This is a genomic window from Chitinophaga sp. 22620, from assembly GCF_052044405.1.
In the GTDB taxonomy this organism is placed as follows: Bacteria; Bacteroidota; Bacteroidia; order Chitinophagales; family Chitinophagaceae; genus Chitinophaga.
In genome coordinates this window covers 514,106-529,777 of record NZ_JBQEMV010000004.1, presented here as the reverse complement: position 1 = coordinate 529,777, position 15,672 = coordinate 514,106, and the positions used below count along the sequence as shown (strand labels likewise).

Here is a 15,672-nt window from a genome sequence, read left to right as displayed (position 1 = left end):
TTCGAAAAAATACTGAGATTTTCAAATAAAAAAGGCATATCGGCGAAATAATATGTAGAAATGACGCAAAGGGGCTTGGCCGGACAAAAAAAAAAAGCACCGCGGCTGCGATGCTCTTTTTCAATGATATTTAAACGATCAGTTGCCGTTGGCTGTTTTCGCTGCGGCGTTTTGTGCAATGGGCGGCGCCTGCTGCGGGGTGGTGTAAACGTATTTGCCCTGGCTGTTCACCAGTACCACCGGCAATTTGCGGTGTTTCTCAAAATAATCGTAAGCGGATTTCAGGTTGATCCAGAATTTCTGCGCTTCGTTATCTGTGAGTGAAATGCTGCCCAGGTAGTCCATGGATCTGGAGTTGCCGAAACGCACCGGGAACACGTGCACGGGGATAAAATCCTGCCCGTTGTTCTTGGCGTGTACGGCCATGATATATACTTCCTCGATGAATTCATCGGTGAGCGGGATGCAGCCGATGGTGAGGCAGTTGCCATGAATATAGATATCCCCGCCGGGCTTCTTCTGGTCGCTCAGTATCTTGTCCGAGAAATTGGGATAGTTGATACCGAGAGACAGGTGGAAGCTGCTGTTCGGGTTAAAATCGTTGATATAATAGAATCCTTCCGGCACCTGGCGGTCGCCTTCCTTGCGTTTGGGCCCCATCTTACCGGAGAGGGTGCAAACGCGGTAGGTTTTCAGCAGCGTGAAAGTATCGGATACATTGTTGCGCACCCATATCTCCAACTCGCTGTCCAGCTTGAAGGAACGGATGTACATCTGTTTGGCAGGATAGGCGATTCCTTTTTTAGCGAATTCCTTTTTAATGGATTCCTCTTTTTCACGGAAAGCTTCACCAACCCGCGGGAACAACTTCTGGTTCTCCAGGAAAGTTTGCTGTGCGTGAACATTCATAGCGCCCATGAGGGATAAAATACCAATTAATAACCGCTTCATATCTTAATGTCTTTCCAAATTCATACCAGGAAATAATATGCCAGGTAGAATAATACAAATGCAAAAATAACATATATTATTGAACCGACCTTCCGGTTGGCAATGCGCAGCACATAATGCCGCTGCCCGGCGAAGATCAGGTAGGCGGTGAGCAACTGGAGCAAACCGGCCAGGATAAACAGGTACCCGAATAAGTCTCTTAAATCCATAAATATTAACGTCAAATATAAAGATTTAGTGGGTAAAAGGGGCTAAAACCGGATGAAATTTCAATAAAACGGCTGTAAAACAGTTGTTTCCCCCGTAAACAACCTTACCGGTTTTTTATTATTTTGTTGGCCAATAAAACATTCCACATGCTGCCCGAAACCCTGTTAATGGCCCTGCTACTGGCCCCATCCCCCGCCCCTGCCGACACTTCAGCTTACAAAATGACCTGGAACGACGAATTTAATGTTGACGGCGCCCCCGATCCCGCGAAATGGGATTACGAAAAAGGGTTTGTGCGCAACAACGAACCCCAATGGTACCAGCCCGATAACGCTGTTTGCCGCAACGGCCTGCTGGTGATAGAAGCACGGAAAGAAAAGGTGAAGAACACCCGGTACGACCCTTCCAGCACAGCGTGGCAGCGCAACCGCGAATACGCAGAATATACGTCCGCCAGTATGATCACCAAAGGCAAATTCGATTTCAAATACGGCAGGGTGGTGATGCGGGCAAAGATAGACGTGCGCAAAGGCATGTGGCCGGCATTCTGGATGCTGGGCAGCAGCCCTGATGCGGGCAGTTGGCCTGGCTGCGGCGAAGTGGACATTATGGAGTTCTACCGCGGCAACCTGCTGGCCAACTGGGTATGGGAAGGCAACAACCAGGAAACCTGGAACACTGGCAAATTCCCTGTAGCCGCCTGGGGCGAACAATGGGGGAAAGAATTCCATGAATGGGCCCTGGAATGGGACGAAAACAAAATGACCATTTTCCTCGATGGGAAAGAGATCAACTCGCAGGACCTCTCCAAAACCATCAACTATAAAAAAGGCAACAATCCTTTCCGTGAGAATTTTTACCTGCTGGTGAACCTGGCACTGGGCCAGGGAGGAGAAGAGATACCAGGCAGCCACATTCCCGCGCAAATGCTGGTGGATTATATCCGGGTATACCAGAAATAAGAAACCGTCCCGATAAGTCGGGACGGTGTGCCGAATTGATGTGTTGTTGTAACCTTCAGCAGGATAAAATCTTATAAATTCCCGCGCAGCGCCTGCTCTCTTTCTATAGATTCGAACAGTGCCTTGAAGTTGCCTTTCCCGAAGGATTTGGCGCCTTTGCGCTGGATGATCTCGAAAAAGAGCGTGGGCCTGTCCTGCAGGGGTTTGGTAAAAATTTGAAGCAGGTAACCTTCGTCGTCGCGGTCAACAAGAATGCCGAGCTCGCGCAGCGGGGCGATATCCTCATCGATATCCCCCACCCTTGCGGTAAGGTCTTCGTAATAGGAAGCCGGCACCGTCAGGAATTCGATGCCGCGGTGCTGCAATTCGCCAACGGTATGCACGATGTCGTTGGTGGCGATGGCAACGTGCTGCACGCCCGGCCCGCCGTAGAAGTCCAGGTACTCCTCGATCTGTGATTTTTTCTTCCCTTCCGCCGGTTCATTGATCGGGAATTTGATTCGGCCATTGCCGTTGCTCATCACCTTGCTCATGAGCGCGGAATATTCGGTGGAAATGTCATTGTCGTCGAACGACACGAGGTTGTGGAAACCCATGGTACGGCTGTAGAAGTCCACCCAGGTATTCATTTCATTCCAGCCTACATTGCCCACGCAATGGTCCACATACTGCAAACCGGTGCTGGTGGGATTGTATTTGCTTTCCCAGGTTTTGTACCCGGGCAGGAAAGGCCCGTTATAGTTCTTCCTTTCCACGAAAATATGCACGGTTTCACCATAAGTGTGAATGCCGCTGCGCACTACCTCGCCGAATTCGTCTTTCTCCACCACCGGCTCCAGGAAAGGCTTTGCGCCTCTTTTTACGGTTTCCTCGAAAGTTTTACGCGCGTCGTCCACCCAGATGGCAAGCACTTTCACACCGTCTCCGTGAGTGTCCACGTGCATGGACAGTTCATTGCCGGGGCGCAGCGGGGTGGTGAGCACAAAGCGGAGCTTGTTCTGCACCAGCACGTACGACGCGCGGTCTTTCACGCCGGTTTCAGGCCCGGCATATGCCAGCGACTGGAACCCGAAAGCTGTTTTGTAAAAGTGTGCGGCCTGTTTGGCATTGCCTACGTAAAACTCGACGTAGTCCGTTCCGAGCAAAGGCAGGAAGTCCTGCTGATCCTGCACCGGTGTTGGTTTTACTGCTGCACTGTTCATAAAAAATGGATTGGTTTTAAAAAAAGATTGTTTTGGTGTATGATGATCGCTGATCTATACTAAGCTCAAAGCATACAGATGCTTATTGATAAAATCGATCTCTTCCGGCGCCAGTTTAATGTCTATCGCCTTTGCGTTCTGGATGGCCTGCCCCGCGTCTCTCGCTCCTACCAATGCCACGGTGATGCCCGGCCTTTCGATGGTCCAGCGGATGACCAGTTGCGCCAGCGTTGCGCTCTTGCTCTCGGCGAGGGGCCTGATGAGGCCCAGGAAGGCGTTGATGCGCGCAATGTTGTCCGGCTGGTAGAACTTCGTGGTGGGGCGGTGATCGCCTGCTTCAAATTTGTGGTCCGCCCTGATCTTCCCGGTGAGAATGCCTCGTTGCAGCGGGCTGTACGCCAGGATGCCTTTGTTGTTCTCCATACAATAAGGCACCAGTTCTTTTTCGATGCTGCGCTCCACCATGCTGAAAGGCACCTGGTTGGAAGCCAGTTTGATCACCGCGTCCGCCCTTTTCATCTGCTCCGCGTTGTAGTTGCAAACACCGGCTGCGCGGATCTTTCCCTGTTCCTGCAAACGCAGCACCGCTTCAAAGGTTTCTTCGATAGGCGTCGTTGCGTCGGGCCAGTGGATCTGGTAGAGGTCGATGTAATCTGTTTTCATGCGGCGGAGGCTTTCCTCGCATTCGCGGATCACGCTTTCCTTACCGGCATATTTGTAAATGTCGATCGCCTTCCCGCTGTTGTCTGTACTGCTGAAGCCGAAAGTGCCTTTGCTGCCTTCCCAGGTCATGCCGAATTTCGTCAGGATCTGCACTTTATCGCGCTGGATGCCTTCCAGCGCTTCACCTACGATCTCTTCGCTGGTGCCCTGCCCGTAGATAGGCGCAGTGTCTATGGACGTAACACCCTGGTCGATAGAGGCCCTGATGGCTTCCCTGGCGTCCTTCCTTTCCGCGCCGCCCCACATCCATCCGCCAATGGCCCATGCGCCGAATGTAATGGCCGATACTTTCAAATTGCTTTCTCCGAGTTGTCTGTATTCCATGCTTTAATTTTTCCCTAAAAATAATACCGGGAATTTTATTCCGCCCAGCTCATTACATATTGCTGGTCTTCTATGTTCAACGCTTCTTTCGTGATCTGCAGGGGATGGAACGTGTCCACCATCACCGCCAGCTCTTTCGTTTCCTTTGCGCCGAGGCTTTTCTCCACCGCCCCGGGATGCGGCCCGTGCGGGATGCCTGCGGGGTGAAGGGTGATCATGCCGCGGGTAACGTGCTTGCGGCTCATGAAGTCGCCATCCACGTAATACAGCACTTCATCGCTGTCTATATTGCTGTGATTGTAAGGCGCGGGCACGGCCAGCGGGTGGTAGTCGAACATGCGCGGGCAGAAGGAGCATACCACGAAATTGTGCCCTTCGAAGGTTTGATGCACGGGTGGCGGCTGGTGCACGCGGCCGGTGATGGGCTCGAAGTCGTGGATAGACAGCGCAAAGGGATATTCGCAGCCATCCCAGCCCACCACATCGAACGGGTGATGGCCGTAATGGATGGGATACATGATGCCTTTCTTTTTCACGAGTATGGTGAAATCTCCCGCCTGGTCGATGGTTTCAAGGTTTTGCGGCTGCCGGATGTCCCGCTCGCAGAAGGGCGAGTTTTCGAGCAGCTGGCCGTAAGGGCTGAGGTACCTTTTCGGGAAACGCAGCGGGCTGAAGGACTCCACGATAAACAGGCGGTTTTCCCGGTTGGAGAATTCCACCTGGTAGATGGTGCCTCTCGGTATTACGATATAGTCGCCGTAGCCGAATTGCAGCTGCCCGTACTGGGTGTGCAGGATGCCGCTGCCTTCGTGTATGAAAAGCAGCTCGTCCGCATCGGCGTTCTTATAGAAATAATCTTTGGTGCTTTGCTGCGGCGCAGCCAGGGAAAGATGGCAGTCAGCGTTTACCAGCACGGGCTTGCGGCTTTTCAGGTAATCCGTTTCCGGCTGGATGTTGAAGCCCTGGAAGCTGCGGTGTTTCAGCATTTTTTCTTCCGCAACGGAAGGCGCCACGCTGTAAGGCTCATCCACTTTGATGATCTCGGTGGGCGGATGGCAATGGTACAGCAGGGAATAGTGGGAAGAAAAACCTTCCGTGGAAAAAAGCTGTTCCGAGTACAACTTACCATCCGGCTTACGGAACTGTGTATGCCGTTTATGCGGAATCTGCCCTAATGTGTGATAATGAGGCATATTTGGGTTTATTAAATAAATAACAAGTATCCGGCCATTCAGATGACAAAATCAGGATCTAGCCTAAAGGCTGGCCGGTAAAGCGGGAGATTATAACGCCGAATCCATGGCGAGCGTGGCCATGAGGAAGCAGTAATTGCACTGGTTTTTGTATGTAAGCGAACTGTGCATGAGATTGATGGGCCTAAATTATGGTATTTTCAGATACGGGGGAAATTAATTTAATGCAGCAGGCATTACCAATTACCACGGGTATTCGCGAATTATTGCGATTTACCTGGTAACGGACTTCGTTATTTCCTTCAACCTTAGCGTTATATTGAGCCTTCTGGCTAACACGCTCAAATAACACTCATTGTCACAAAATTGTAATAGCATTTAAAGCCCACCCACCAGTTCAACCGCCTTTCCCGATCTCATACAACAGCCACAGCAGCGATTATTAAGACAAAACACTAAGGAATTCAGATACCTTTCCGCATTTAAACGTTTTCTAAATTTTCTCCAACCCCTTTGTATTTTCACTTTTAATTCCCAATCTTTGTAATACTAAAGTCATAAAATAATAGTGTATTTATTCAACTCACATATAATCCGTACTGCTCCACTCTCCTCCGGCGTGTACGGCACTATTATTACCATCACAACCACCACAACCCCATCGCGGGGTTAATTTTTCATATCGTCCACCGGCCAGGTAATACTGGCACACCGCAAAGCAGGGAACATCCCTTTTATATCCATTCAACACTTCCTTTTCATGCAAGTTTTAAAATTCGGCGGCACTTCCGTAGGCAGTACCGCAGCCATCGAGCAGGTTTGCAGTATCGTAGCGCAATACAAACGTAAAGGCAACATGGCCATCGTCGTGAGCGCCATGAGCGGCATCACGGATAAGCTCATCCAATGCGGCCAGCTGGCCGGGCAATGCCAGGAACAATACAAATCCGTGCTCCAGGAAATAGAGCTCAAACACCTCGATACCATCCGCGCGTTATTCCCCATCACCGTACAAAGCAGCCTCCTCAGCGAGGTGAAGAAACAGCTCAACCAGCTGGAAGCCCTCTGCGATGGCATCTTCCAGGTAGGCGAGCTTAGCAAACGCTGCCAGGATAAGATCATGAGCTTCGGCGAACTCCTCTCCTCCTGGATGGTAGCGGAAAAACTGAAACATATGGGCTTAAACGCCGCCTGGAAAGACAGCCGCGACCTCATTTTCACCGACGCACAGCACGGCCATGCCCTCGTAGACTTCGACGTGACCGATCACCAGGTCACCGCGTTCTTCCAGCACCAAAGCGCAAATTATATCGTGCTGCCCGGCTTCATCGCCTCCAATGCAGACAAAGATACTACCACCCTGGGCCGCGGCGGCTCCGATTACACCGCCGCCATTATCGCAGCCGCCATGGACGCCAGCGTGCTGGAGATCTGGACGGACGTGAGCGGTATGATGACCGCCGACCCGCGCCTCGTGCCGCAGGCCATCGCCATCCCGCGCATTTCTTATGAAGAAGCCATGGAGCTGTCCCACTTCGGCGCCAAAGTGATCTACCCGCCCACCATCCAGCCGGTGATGAACCGCCGCATTCCCATCTGGATCAAAAATACCTTTGCGCCTGATGATTACGGCACGCTCATACAGGACAACGGCGAAAAACCCTTCCCCGTTACCGGCATTTCCGGTATCCAGAAAATTGCCCTGCTCACCCTCGAAGGCAGCGGTATGGTGGGCATCCCCGGCTTTTCCAAACGCCTGTTCGACGCGCTGCTGCGCGAAAAGGTGAACGTGATACTCATCACCCAAAGCTCCTCGGAACACTCCATTACCGTAGGCATCCTCGAAAACGACATGCTCAGCGCCAAAGCCGCGGTAGACAGTGAGTTTGTCCAGGAAATACACGACAAGCGCATCGAGCCGCTGATCGTTGAAAAAGACCTTTGCATCGTGGCCGTGGTGGGCGACAATATGAAGAACCACCATGGCATGAGCGGCAAGCTGTTCGGCGCGCTGGGGCGCAACGCCATCAACGTGCGGGCTATCGCGCAGGGCTCTACGGAAAAAAATATCTCCGCCGTGATCAACAAAGCGGACGTAAAAAAGGCGCTGAACGTGATACACGAAGCGTTCTTTGAATCGGAGACCAAGCAGGTGAACGTGTTCGTGGCCGGCACCGGCAACGTGGGCGGCAAGCTGCTGGAGCAGCTGCAGCTGCAGCAGGAATACCTGCTTCGCGAGCTGGGCCTGCAGGTGCGCATCATTGCGCTGGGCAACAGCCGCAAAATGCGTTTTTCCGAAAGCGGGCTTTCCCTCGGCAAATGGAAAGATGAACTGGAAGCAGGCCACGAAATGGACCAGGAGCTGTTCGCCAAACATATCCTGGACATGAACCTGCGCAACAGCGTGTTCGTAGACAATACCGCCAGCGATGCCGTTGCAGGCATGTACAGTAATTTCCTGCGCAACGGCATTTCAGTGGTGACCTGTAATAAGATCGCCTGCTCTTCCGCCCATGCGGAGTATAAAAAGCTGAAAGACCTTGCCCGTAAGTTCAACGCTTCTTTCCTTTTCGAAACCAACGTGGGAGCGGGTTTACCGGTAATAAACACGCTGAACGACATGGTGCGCAGCGGCGATAAAGTGCAAACCATCGAAGCGGTGCTGAGCGGCAGCCTCAACTTCATATTCAACAATTTCGTGAACGGCGCCAATTTCAGGCAGGTGGTAAAAGCCGCGCAGGATGAAGGTTACACCGAGCCCGATCCGCGTATAGACCTGAGCGGCAAAGACGTGATGCGGAAAATACTCATACTGGCGCGGGAAAGCGGCGCAGTGCTGGAAATGGAAGACATCGAGAATCATTCCTTCCTGCCCGCGGAATGCCTCCATGCCAAAGACGTGCCCGCATTCTACGAACAGCTCGACGTACACGCCGCGCATTTTCAGCAGCTGCTGAGATCCGCCGCGGACAAAGGTGAGCGCCTCAAGTTCGTGGCCCGTTACCATAACGGCAAAGCGTCGGTCGGCCTGCAGTCCGTGAGCCCGCAGCACCCTTTTTACCAGCTGGAAGGCAAGGACAACATCGTGCTGTTCACCACCAGCCGTTATTCCGCGCAGCCGCTGATCGTGAAGGGAGCAGGCGCGGGGGCGGACGTAACCGCTTCCGGCATATTTGCAGACATCATCAGAACCGTTCGATAATTTAAGATATGAGCCAAGCAAACAATAAAATAAAGATATTTTCCCCCGCCACCGTTGCCAACGTGGCCTGCGGCTTCGACGTGATAGGCCTTGCCCTGGAAGGCACCGGCGACGAAATGGAACTGTGGCTGAGCGATAAGCCCGGCGTGCGCATTACTTCCATCGAAGGAGCCGACCTGCCGCTGGAAGCTTCCCAGAACGTGGCCGGCGTAGCGCTGATGGCCCTTTTGCAGGAATACGGCAAACCGGGCACCGGCATAGAGATTTCCATCAAAAAGAATATCCACCCCGGCAGCGGCATCGGGTCCAGTGCAGCCAGCGCGGCAGGCGCAGTGGTAGGCGGCAATATGTTGCTGGGTAATCCCTTCTCCCCTGAAGCGCTGATCCGTTTTGCCATGGAAGGCGAACGGCTGGCCTGCGGCACGCCGCATGCAGACAATGTGGCGCCCGCCATCCTCGGCGGTTTCACGCTCGTGCGCAGCTACCAGCCGCTGGACGTGATCAGGCTGCATACCCCGCAGGACCTCTGGGTAACCGTGATCCACCCGCAGATCGAAGTAAAGACGGCGGACGCCAGGGGAATCCTCAAACAACAGGTGCTGCTCAAAGACGCCATCCGGCAGTGGGGCAACGTGGGCGCGCTGGTAGCCGGACTTTATACAGAAGACTACGGCCTCATCAGCCGCGCGCTGGAAGACGTTATCGTGGAGCCTATCCGTTCCATCCTCATCCCCGCCTTCCACGACCTGAAAATACGCTGCAAAGAAGCAGGCGCCCTCGGCGGAGGCATTTCCGGCAGCGGCCCGTCCGTGTTCATGCTCAGCAAAGGCGAAGCCAACGCCAGGGCCGTGGCCGCCATGATGGAAACCATTTACGCGCCGCTGGGCGTGGATTACCACATCCACGTGTCCCGCATCGGCCACTCAGGCGTTAAAGCCATAAACATTTAATTCCATGCAATACTATAGCTTACAGAACCACCAGCACCGCGCCTCCTTCAGGGAAGCAGTGATACAGGGCCTGGCGCCGGACAAAGGACTTTATTTCCCTTCGGAAATACCCAGGCTGGACAAGGATTTCATAGAGCGGCTTGACGAATACGACCCGCAATACATTGCCCGTAAAGTGATACAGCCTTTCGTGGGCAACGATATACCCGTGCAGTACCTCACGCAGATCATCCGCGAAACCCTCACCTTTCCCTTCCCGCTGCGCGAAGTGGAAGAAAACGTATATGCGCTGGAGTTATTCCACGGCCCAACCCTTGCGTTCAAGGACGTGGGCGCCAAATTCATGGCCGGCTGCCTGGGTTATTTCAGGCGATCGGCGGAGCAGCCCGTTACCGTGCTGGTAGCCACTTCCGGCGATACCGGCGGGGCCGTGGCCCATGGTTTTTACGATGTGCCGGGCGTGGAAGTGGTCATCCTCTACCCTTCCGGCAAAGTGAGCGACCTCCAGGAAAAACAGCTCACCACCCTGGGCCGCAACATCCGCGCACTGGAGATCAAAGGCACGTTCGACGATTGCCAGCGCATGGTAAAGACCGCCTTCCTCGACGGCGAATTGCAGGCACACCGCCCGCTCACCTCCGCCAACTCCATCAACGTAGCCCGCTGGCTGCCGCAGATGTTCTACTATTTCATGGCCTACCGCAAAACCAAACAATGGAACCGGGAAACCGTGATATCCGTACCCAGCGGCAACTTCGGCAACATCTGCTCCGGTATGATGGCCGCCGCCATGGGCCTGCCCATACAGCATTTTGTGGCTTCCACGAACGTGAACGATACCGTGCCCCGCTTCATGACGAACGGGAAATACGAGCCGCACAACGCCGTTCCCACGCTTTCTAACGCGATGGACGTGGCGGACCCGAGCAATTTTGTGCGCATCCTCCAGCTTTTTTCGCAAAACGAAAGGGCGCTGAAAGCCTCTCTCTCCGCTTACCGTTTCACGGACGAAGAGACCGTGGCCGCCATGAAAAAGGTGTATAAAGACCACCAGTACCTGATGGACCCGCACGGGGCCGTAGGGTATCTTGGATTGAAAAAATATTTGCAGCAGCATCCCGGCGCAACCGGCATTTTCCTTGAAACAGCCCACCCGGTGAAGTTTGCCAACACCATGCCGCAGGAATTGCAGGAAGCCATTGCCGTGCCTGAACGCGTGCAGCAAATGAACGGCCACCGCAAAGAGTCCGTGCTGATGGACGCCGATTACGCGGACATGAAGGCCTGGCTGATGCAATAAAAATTCCCTATGTTTGGGACTATGAAACTTTTATATGTGTTATGCATACCGGTGTTTTTTGCCGCCTGCCAGCAAAGCGGCACGGAGCAGAAAACACCGGCGGTAACAGATTCCATCAGCGTGGCAATAGACAATATGCGGAAGGATCTGCAGATAAGACCAGGAGACGCCGCCACCCGTATCTACCTCGCCAACGCCCTCATCCAGCAGGGGAATTACAATGCGGCAGACAGCCAGGCCGCCGTTCTCGAAAAGCACCCGGCCACTCTTCCCAACGCCCTTTACATTTACGGCCTTACGTCCCTCAACAGGAAAGACACTGCCGCCGCCATTTCACATCTCACCAAAGCCATCGGCATAAGAAAAGACAGCAGCGAATATGAAGCCGTGATGCTCACGGCTGACCTTCTTCTTGGTAAAAAGGACTACCCCCGGGCGCTTTCATTATACACACTCGCCTCATCGATAGATTCACTTTCCGCGGAAGCCAGTTACGCCGCCGGCGAAGTGTACAACCTCCAGGGAAAAGAAGCGCAGGCCAGGCAGAAATATGTGTATGCCCTTCAGCTGGACCCGGCGTACAGCCAGGCTTACATTGGCCTGGGCAATTTATTGTCGAGGTACGGGAAGTGGAAAGAGGCCCTGCCGCATTATAATATGGCGGCCAAGGCAGACCCTACCAATGCCGATGCGTTCTACCTCCGCGGGCGCGCGCTGCTCACACTGGGCAACAGGCCCGCCGGTATAGACGATCTCACCAAAGCCCTCTCCTTCCGGAAGAACTTCCCGGAAGCCAGGCAGCTCCTCGATTCCGTTAAAAATCAGTAGGTTTGTAATCTTTAAAAATCATCCCGCTTGGAAAAGAAAACACCGCTCATCGCTCCCTCCTTACTGGCCGCCAATTTCCTGGAAATAGGAAAAGACGTGAACATGATCAATCACAGCGAGGCCGACTGGCTTCACCTGGACGTGATGGACGGGCGTTTTGTGCCCAATATCAGCTTTGGCCTGCCGGTGATAGCCGCTGTTGCCAAAGTGAGCACCAAAATAAACGATGTGCACCTGATGATCGAAGAGCCGGAGAAATATGCGGAAGCCTTTGCCAAGGCGGGCGCCGAAATACTGACCGTTCACATCGAGGCCTGCCGCCACCTGCACCGGAACATCCAGCAGATCAAAGGCCTGGGCATGAAGGCGGGCGTGGCCCTTAACCCGCACACTTCCGTGAGCCAGCTCGAAAATATCATTACAGAGGTTGACGTGGTATTGATCATGAGCGTGAACCCCGGCTTCGGCGGCCAGCATTTTATTGAGCATACCTACGAAAAGATCAGGCAGGCGAAAGAAATGATCACGCGTTCGGGATCGGAAGCGTTGATTGAAGTGGATGGCGGCGTAGCGCTGAATAATTGCGAAGCGATCGTGGCAGCTGGTGCGGACGTGCTGGTGGCCGGCAACACCGTGTTCTCGGCGAAAGACCCCGTGGAAATGATCCGCGCGCTGAAGCATAATGCCTGAGCGCAGCCACTGTGGGACATTTCAAAGCAAAAAAACGTACTTCCAGGCAAGGCTTGCCTGGAATTTTCATGTAGAAAAACACCTAACGCGCCAGCCCCAGGATGATATCGTTGGTAAGCGGCTTGGTGAGGTACCCCGCCACAAAATCGAAACTACTCACCCGCTGGCGGTCCCTTTCGTCGATGGAAGAAGTCAGCACATAAACTTTCACAGGCTTGGGCAGCGTGCCGCGTAAAACGGAGAAGGCTTCCAGGAATTCCCACCCGTCCATCACAGGCATGTTCAGGTCCAGCAGGATGATATCCGGCAGGGAAGCGGGCTCGGCAATGTTCAGGCGGATGTGATCCAGTACGTCCTGCGCATCGGAGAATTTTTTTACGTCGTTGGTAACACGTAAACGATCCAGCATGATCTCGGTGATCTGCTGGTGTATAGGATCATCGTCTACTATAAAGATCGATCGTAGCGGCTCCATAGATTAGCTATTCGGGGCTGAAGGTAATGATAAATTTGGTTCCTGCGCCAGGCTGGCTCTCAGCGTGTATGCTTCCACCCATCGCTTCGATCTGGCTCTTTGTTATAAATAGTCCTATTCCTTTGGCATCCTTGTTCTTATGAAATGTCTTCCTGAACCCGAAAAGTTTCGCTCCGTACCGTTCCATGTCTATCCCTATCCCGTTATCTTCCGCCGTGAGCATCACCCCGCCGTCTACCAGCCGGCTTTGCAGCATGAGCCTCGGCCTCCGGTCTGCCGCCCTGTATTTGATCGCATTCGTGAGCAGGTTCTGCAAAATGCTGTCCAGGTAAATGCGCGGGTACTCAATGTACGGCGCTTCACTGAAGTCTGTGATCAGTTCTATACCGCTGGTCTCGATATCCACGAACAGGATATCCTTCACCTTCTGCAGCCGTTCGGAAAACACCAGCCGTTCCCGTTCCACGTTCAGATCTTTCCTGATCTGCACTACTTCAATGAGGTCGTTCAGCGTTTCGTCTATATTCCGGATCACTTCCTGGAACATGCCGCGGTACAGCGCTTTTTCCTGCTCTTCGTCCGTATCGTTCATGATCTGCATCAGCGCCTTCAGGTTGGCGATGGGCGCGCGCAGGTTATGGGAGGTAATGTGCGCGAAGTCTTCCAGCTGCTTGTTCTGGTTCACGAGGTATTTGTTGAGCGAGGAAAGCTGCTCGTTGGCCTTCCGCAGTTCCCGCTGCATCTTTTTGCTGTCGGTAATATTGCGGGTGAAGATGGAGATATTGCCGTCCTGCATGGGGGCCAGCAGGAACTCGTACCACTTGTCCGTGGCCGGCAGGTAGTTGGAGAAGGAAACCGGGGCCTGCAGGGCCATGCACTGCTGAACGCGGGCATGAAAGGTGGAACCCACGAGGGTGGGGAATACTTCGAAGATATTCCGCCCGATCACTTTCCCATGATCCACGATCTCCTGCGCCTTCCGGTTGATGAAGTTCACCTTGCCTTCTTTATCCATGACGGCGTAACCCATGTCTATCGTGTCAAAGAAAAGCCGCATCAGCTCAGCGTTCCGCGTCAGCTGGTTGCGTATCTTGAATTGTTCGGTCACATCCTGTATCACGCCGTAGATGCGCACGATCCGGCCGTTGCGGTATTCGGGCTTGCCGATGATGCGGCATTGCAGCACGTTGTTCCGCGCGGTATGCACGGTGATCTGCAGGTCGAAGGCCTTACCCCGCTGCATGCAGGCGCTCACCGCCAGCTCCACCCGGCTGCGGGAGTCTTCCGTAAAAAAGGACATGGACTTTTCATACGTCATATGCGTGAAAGGCGGCAGTTCGTGGATCTTATAGGTCTGGGCGCCCCAGCGCATCTGCCGGGTGGTCATGTCCACCTCCCAGCCGCCGATCTTGCCGATCTCGCCGGTTTGTATGAGGAACTCGTGCGTCTTGATGTTCTCCAGCTCCTGGCGTTTCTTCCCGGTGATGTCGTTCACCAGCGCCACCACGATCTGGTCCTTATCCACCGGGTCTTCCACCGGGAACATGGTAAGGTCGAGGAACACTTCGCGGTCGGTTTTACCGCCGTTGCTGTGCACCTGGAACTCCAGCTTCTTTTCCAGCCTGAGCATTTTGCCTTTCTGCAGTACCTGCATAAAAAGCTTGTCGAGTTCGAAGAGCTTGGCGAAGGGGTCCTGGACGAGGTTGCCGTCCGGCCGTTCTTCCAGGCCGGTGCCGGCAAAGAAGCGCCGCTGCGTCTGGTTCACCCGGCGGATGAACCCGAAGCTGTCGAACTGGATATACCCCACCGGCAGGTGCTCCACGATGGTGTGCAGCAGGCGCTCGCTTTTTTCGAGGCTGAGCACGGCGAGTTTCTTTTCCGTGATCTCGCTGAGGATGATGAACAGGTAGGCGATCTTCCCTTCCAGGTCCAGCACGGGAAAGCCCGTTACGTCGTAATACAGCGGCTGGATGCGGGTCACGTTCCCGTCATGCTGTTCGCTGTATTGCAGCAGCATTTCTTTTTTGACGGGGCCTTTGCGGTGCTTCACTTCGTTCAGCAGGGCGGCAAGGCCGTTGAGACGGTTGAAGTCGTCGCTGAACACATTGTAAGGTTCGTGGTTGGCCGGGTGGTCTTCGCCGAGTATCTGCTTTTGGGCGGTGTTCATATTGCGGTGCCAGCCGTCGGGCGTAAATTCCTGAAGGCCTACGGGCAGGTTTTCCAGCACGCTGCGGAAGAAACGTTCGTTGCGGCGGGCTTCGCTTTCCTGTTCCACATTGCGGATCACCATCATTACCTGCACCGTATTGTTGTTATCGCTGTAAAGGGGGCTGTAGCTGATCTTGAAATGAACGGGGGGCTGCCCGAAGGGCACGACGTAGCTGAAGCGTTCGCCGCTGAGGGCGCGCTGCCAGTGCTCGATCGCGTCGTCTTTGATGTGCGGAGCGGCATCACAAAGGCGCAACATACTGTCCCCTGCCTTGAGCGTTACAGCCAGGTATTTTTCAGTCTCCCCGATAAAGGCACCATTCATGGTAACCAGCCGCAATTGTGCGTCAAACACCGCTACGGGGTCCGGCAGTGCCTCCACTACCTGGCTCAGCAGGGCAATGTTCATGGAATTGTTCAATTTGGCATAGGCGGTTGGGATGGGCCAAATGTA

General features: G+C 53.9%; 13 protein-coding genes. 6 read left to right on the top strand and 7 right to left on the bottom strand.

Going from position 1 to position 15,672, the window contains the following annotated elements:
* Positions 1 to 138: 138 nt before the first annotated feature.
* Positions 139 to 951, bottom strand: coding sequence for a L,D-transpeptidase family protein (locus ACTJIK_RS21545; protein WP_440649607.1), 813 nt, complete (start codon positions 949 to 951; stop codon positions 139 to 141).
* Positions 952 to 971: 20 nt separating this feature from the next.
* The gene (locus tag ACTJIK_RS21540) at positions 972 to 1,160 is read right to left on the bottom strand and encodes a hypothetical protein (protein WP_346320272.1); all 189 of its coding nucleotides are present in this window, start codon (positions 1,158 to 1,160) and stop codon (positions 972 to 974) included.
* Between the two features lie 147 nt (positions 1,161 to 1,307).
* On the opposite strand from ACTJIK_RS21540, the gene ACTJIK_RS21535 reads away from it, so the two are divergent.
* Positions 1,308 to 2,123, top strand: coding sequence for a glycoside hydrolase family 16 protein (locus ACTJIK_RS21535; RefSeq protein WP_440649606.1), 816 nt, complete (start codon positions 1,308 to 1,310; stop codon positions 2,121 to 2,123).
* Positions 2,124 to 2,194: 71 nt separating this feature from the next.
* Here ACTJIK_RS21535 and hppD read toward each other — a convergent pair whose 3' ends face one another.
* Genes hppD through ACTJIK_RS21520 form a run of 3 tightly spaced genes read right to left on the bottom strand, consistent with a single transcriptional unit; the run spans position 2,195 to position 5,565 of the window.
* Positions 2,195 to 3,325, bottom strand: coding sequence for a 4-hydroxyphenylpyruvate dioxygenase (gene hppD / locus ACTJIK_RS21530; RefSeq protein ID WP_440649605.1), 1,131 nt, complete (start codon positions 3,323 to 3,325; stop codon positions 2,195 to 2,197).
* 54 nt (positions 3,326 to 3,379) lie between these two features.
* Positions 3,380 to 4,372, bottom strand: coding sequence for an aldo/keto reductase (locus ACTJIK_RS21525; RefSeq protein ID WP_440649604.1), 993 nt, complete (start codon positions 4,370 to 4,372; stop codon positions 3,380 to 3,382).
* A 35-nt stretch (positions 4,373 to 4,407) separates the two neighbouring features.
* Positions 4,408 to 5,565, bottom strand: a complete 1,158-nt coding sequence (locus tag ACTJIK_RS21520; RefSeq protein WP_440649603.1) for a homogentisate 1,2-dioxygenase — start codon at positions 5,563 to 5,565, stop codon at positions 4,408 to 4,410.
* A 760-nt stretch (positions 5,566 to 6,325) separates the two neighbouring features.
* Here ACTJIK_RS21520 and thrA point away from each other — a divergent pair.
* The 5 genes from thrA to rpe are packed head-to-tail and all read left to right on the top strand — an operon-like array spanning position 6,326 to position 12,535.
* Entirely contained in the window at positions 6,326 to 8,767 is a 2,442-nt protein-coding gene (gene thrA / locus ACTJIK_RS21515; RefSeq protein ID WP_440649602.1) for a bifunctional aspartate kinase/homoserine dehydrogenase I, read from the top strand.
* A gap of 8 nt (positions 8,768 to 8,775) precedes the next feature.
* Positions 8,776 to 9,717 (top strand): homoserine kinase, encoded by a 942-nt coding sequence (locus ACTJIK_RS21510; RefSeq protein ID WP_440649601.1) that lies wholly within the window; start codon positions 8,776 to 8,778, stop codon positions 9,715 to 9,717.
* Between the two features lie 4 nt (positions 9,718 to 9,721).
* Entirely contained in the window at positions 9,722 to 11,017 is a 1,296-nt protein-coding gene (thrC, locus tag ACTJIK_RS21505) for a threonine synthase (protein WP_440649600.1), read from the top strand.
* 21 nt (positions 11,018 to 11,038) lie between these two features.
* Positions 11,039 to 11,845 (top strand): tetratricopeptide repeat protein, encoded by an 807-nt coding sequence (locus ACTJIK_RS21500; protein WP_440649599.1) that lies wholly within the window; start codon positions 11,039 to 11,041, stop codon positions 11,843 to 11,845.
* A gap of 27 nt (positions 11,846 to 11,872) precedes the next feature.
* Positions 11,873 to 12,535, top strand: a complete 663-nt coding sequence (gene rpe / locus ACTJIK_RS21495) for a ribulose-phosphate 3-epimerase (RefSeq protein WP_440649598.1) — start codon at positions 11,873 to 11,875, stop codon at positions 12,533 to 12,535.
* Positions 12,536 to 12,617: 82 nt separating this feature from the next.
* Here rpe and ACTJIK_RS21490 read toward each other — a convergent pair whose 3' ends face one another.
* Positions 12,618 to 13,010, bottom strand: a complete 393-nt coding sequence (locus ACTJIK_RS21490) for a response regulator (RefSeq protein WP_440649597.1) — start codon at positions 13,008 to 13,010, stop codon at positions 12,618 to 12,620.
* Positions 13,011 to 13,017: 7 nt separating this feature from the next.
* Complete coding sequence (locus ACTJIK_RS21485) at positions 13,018 to 15,627, bottom strand: PAS domain-containing protein (protein ID WP_440649596.1); 2,610 nt, start codon at positions 15,625 to 15,627, stop codon at positions 13,018 to 13,020.
* Between the last annotated feature and the right edge of the window lie 45 nt (positions 15,628 to 15,672).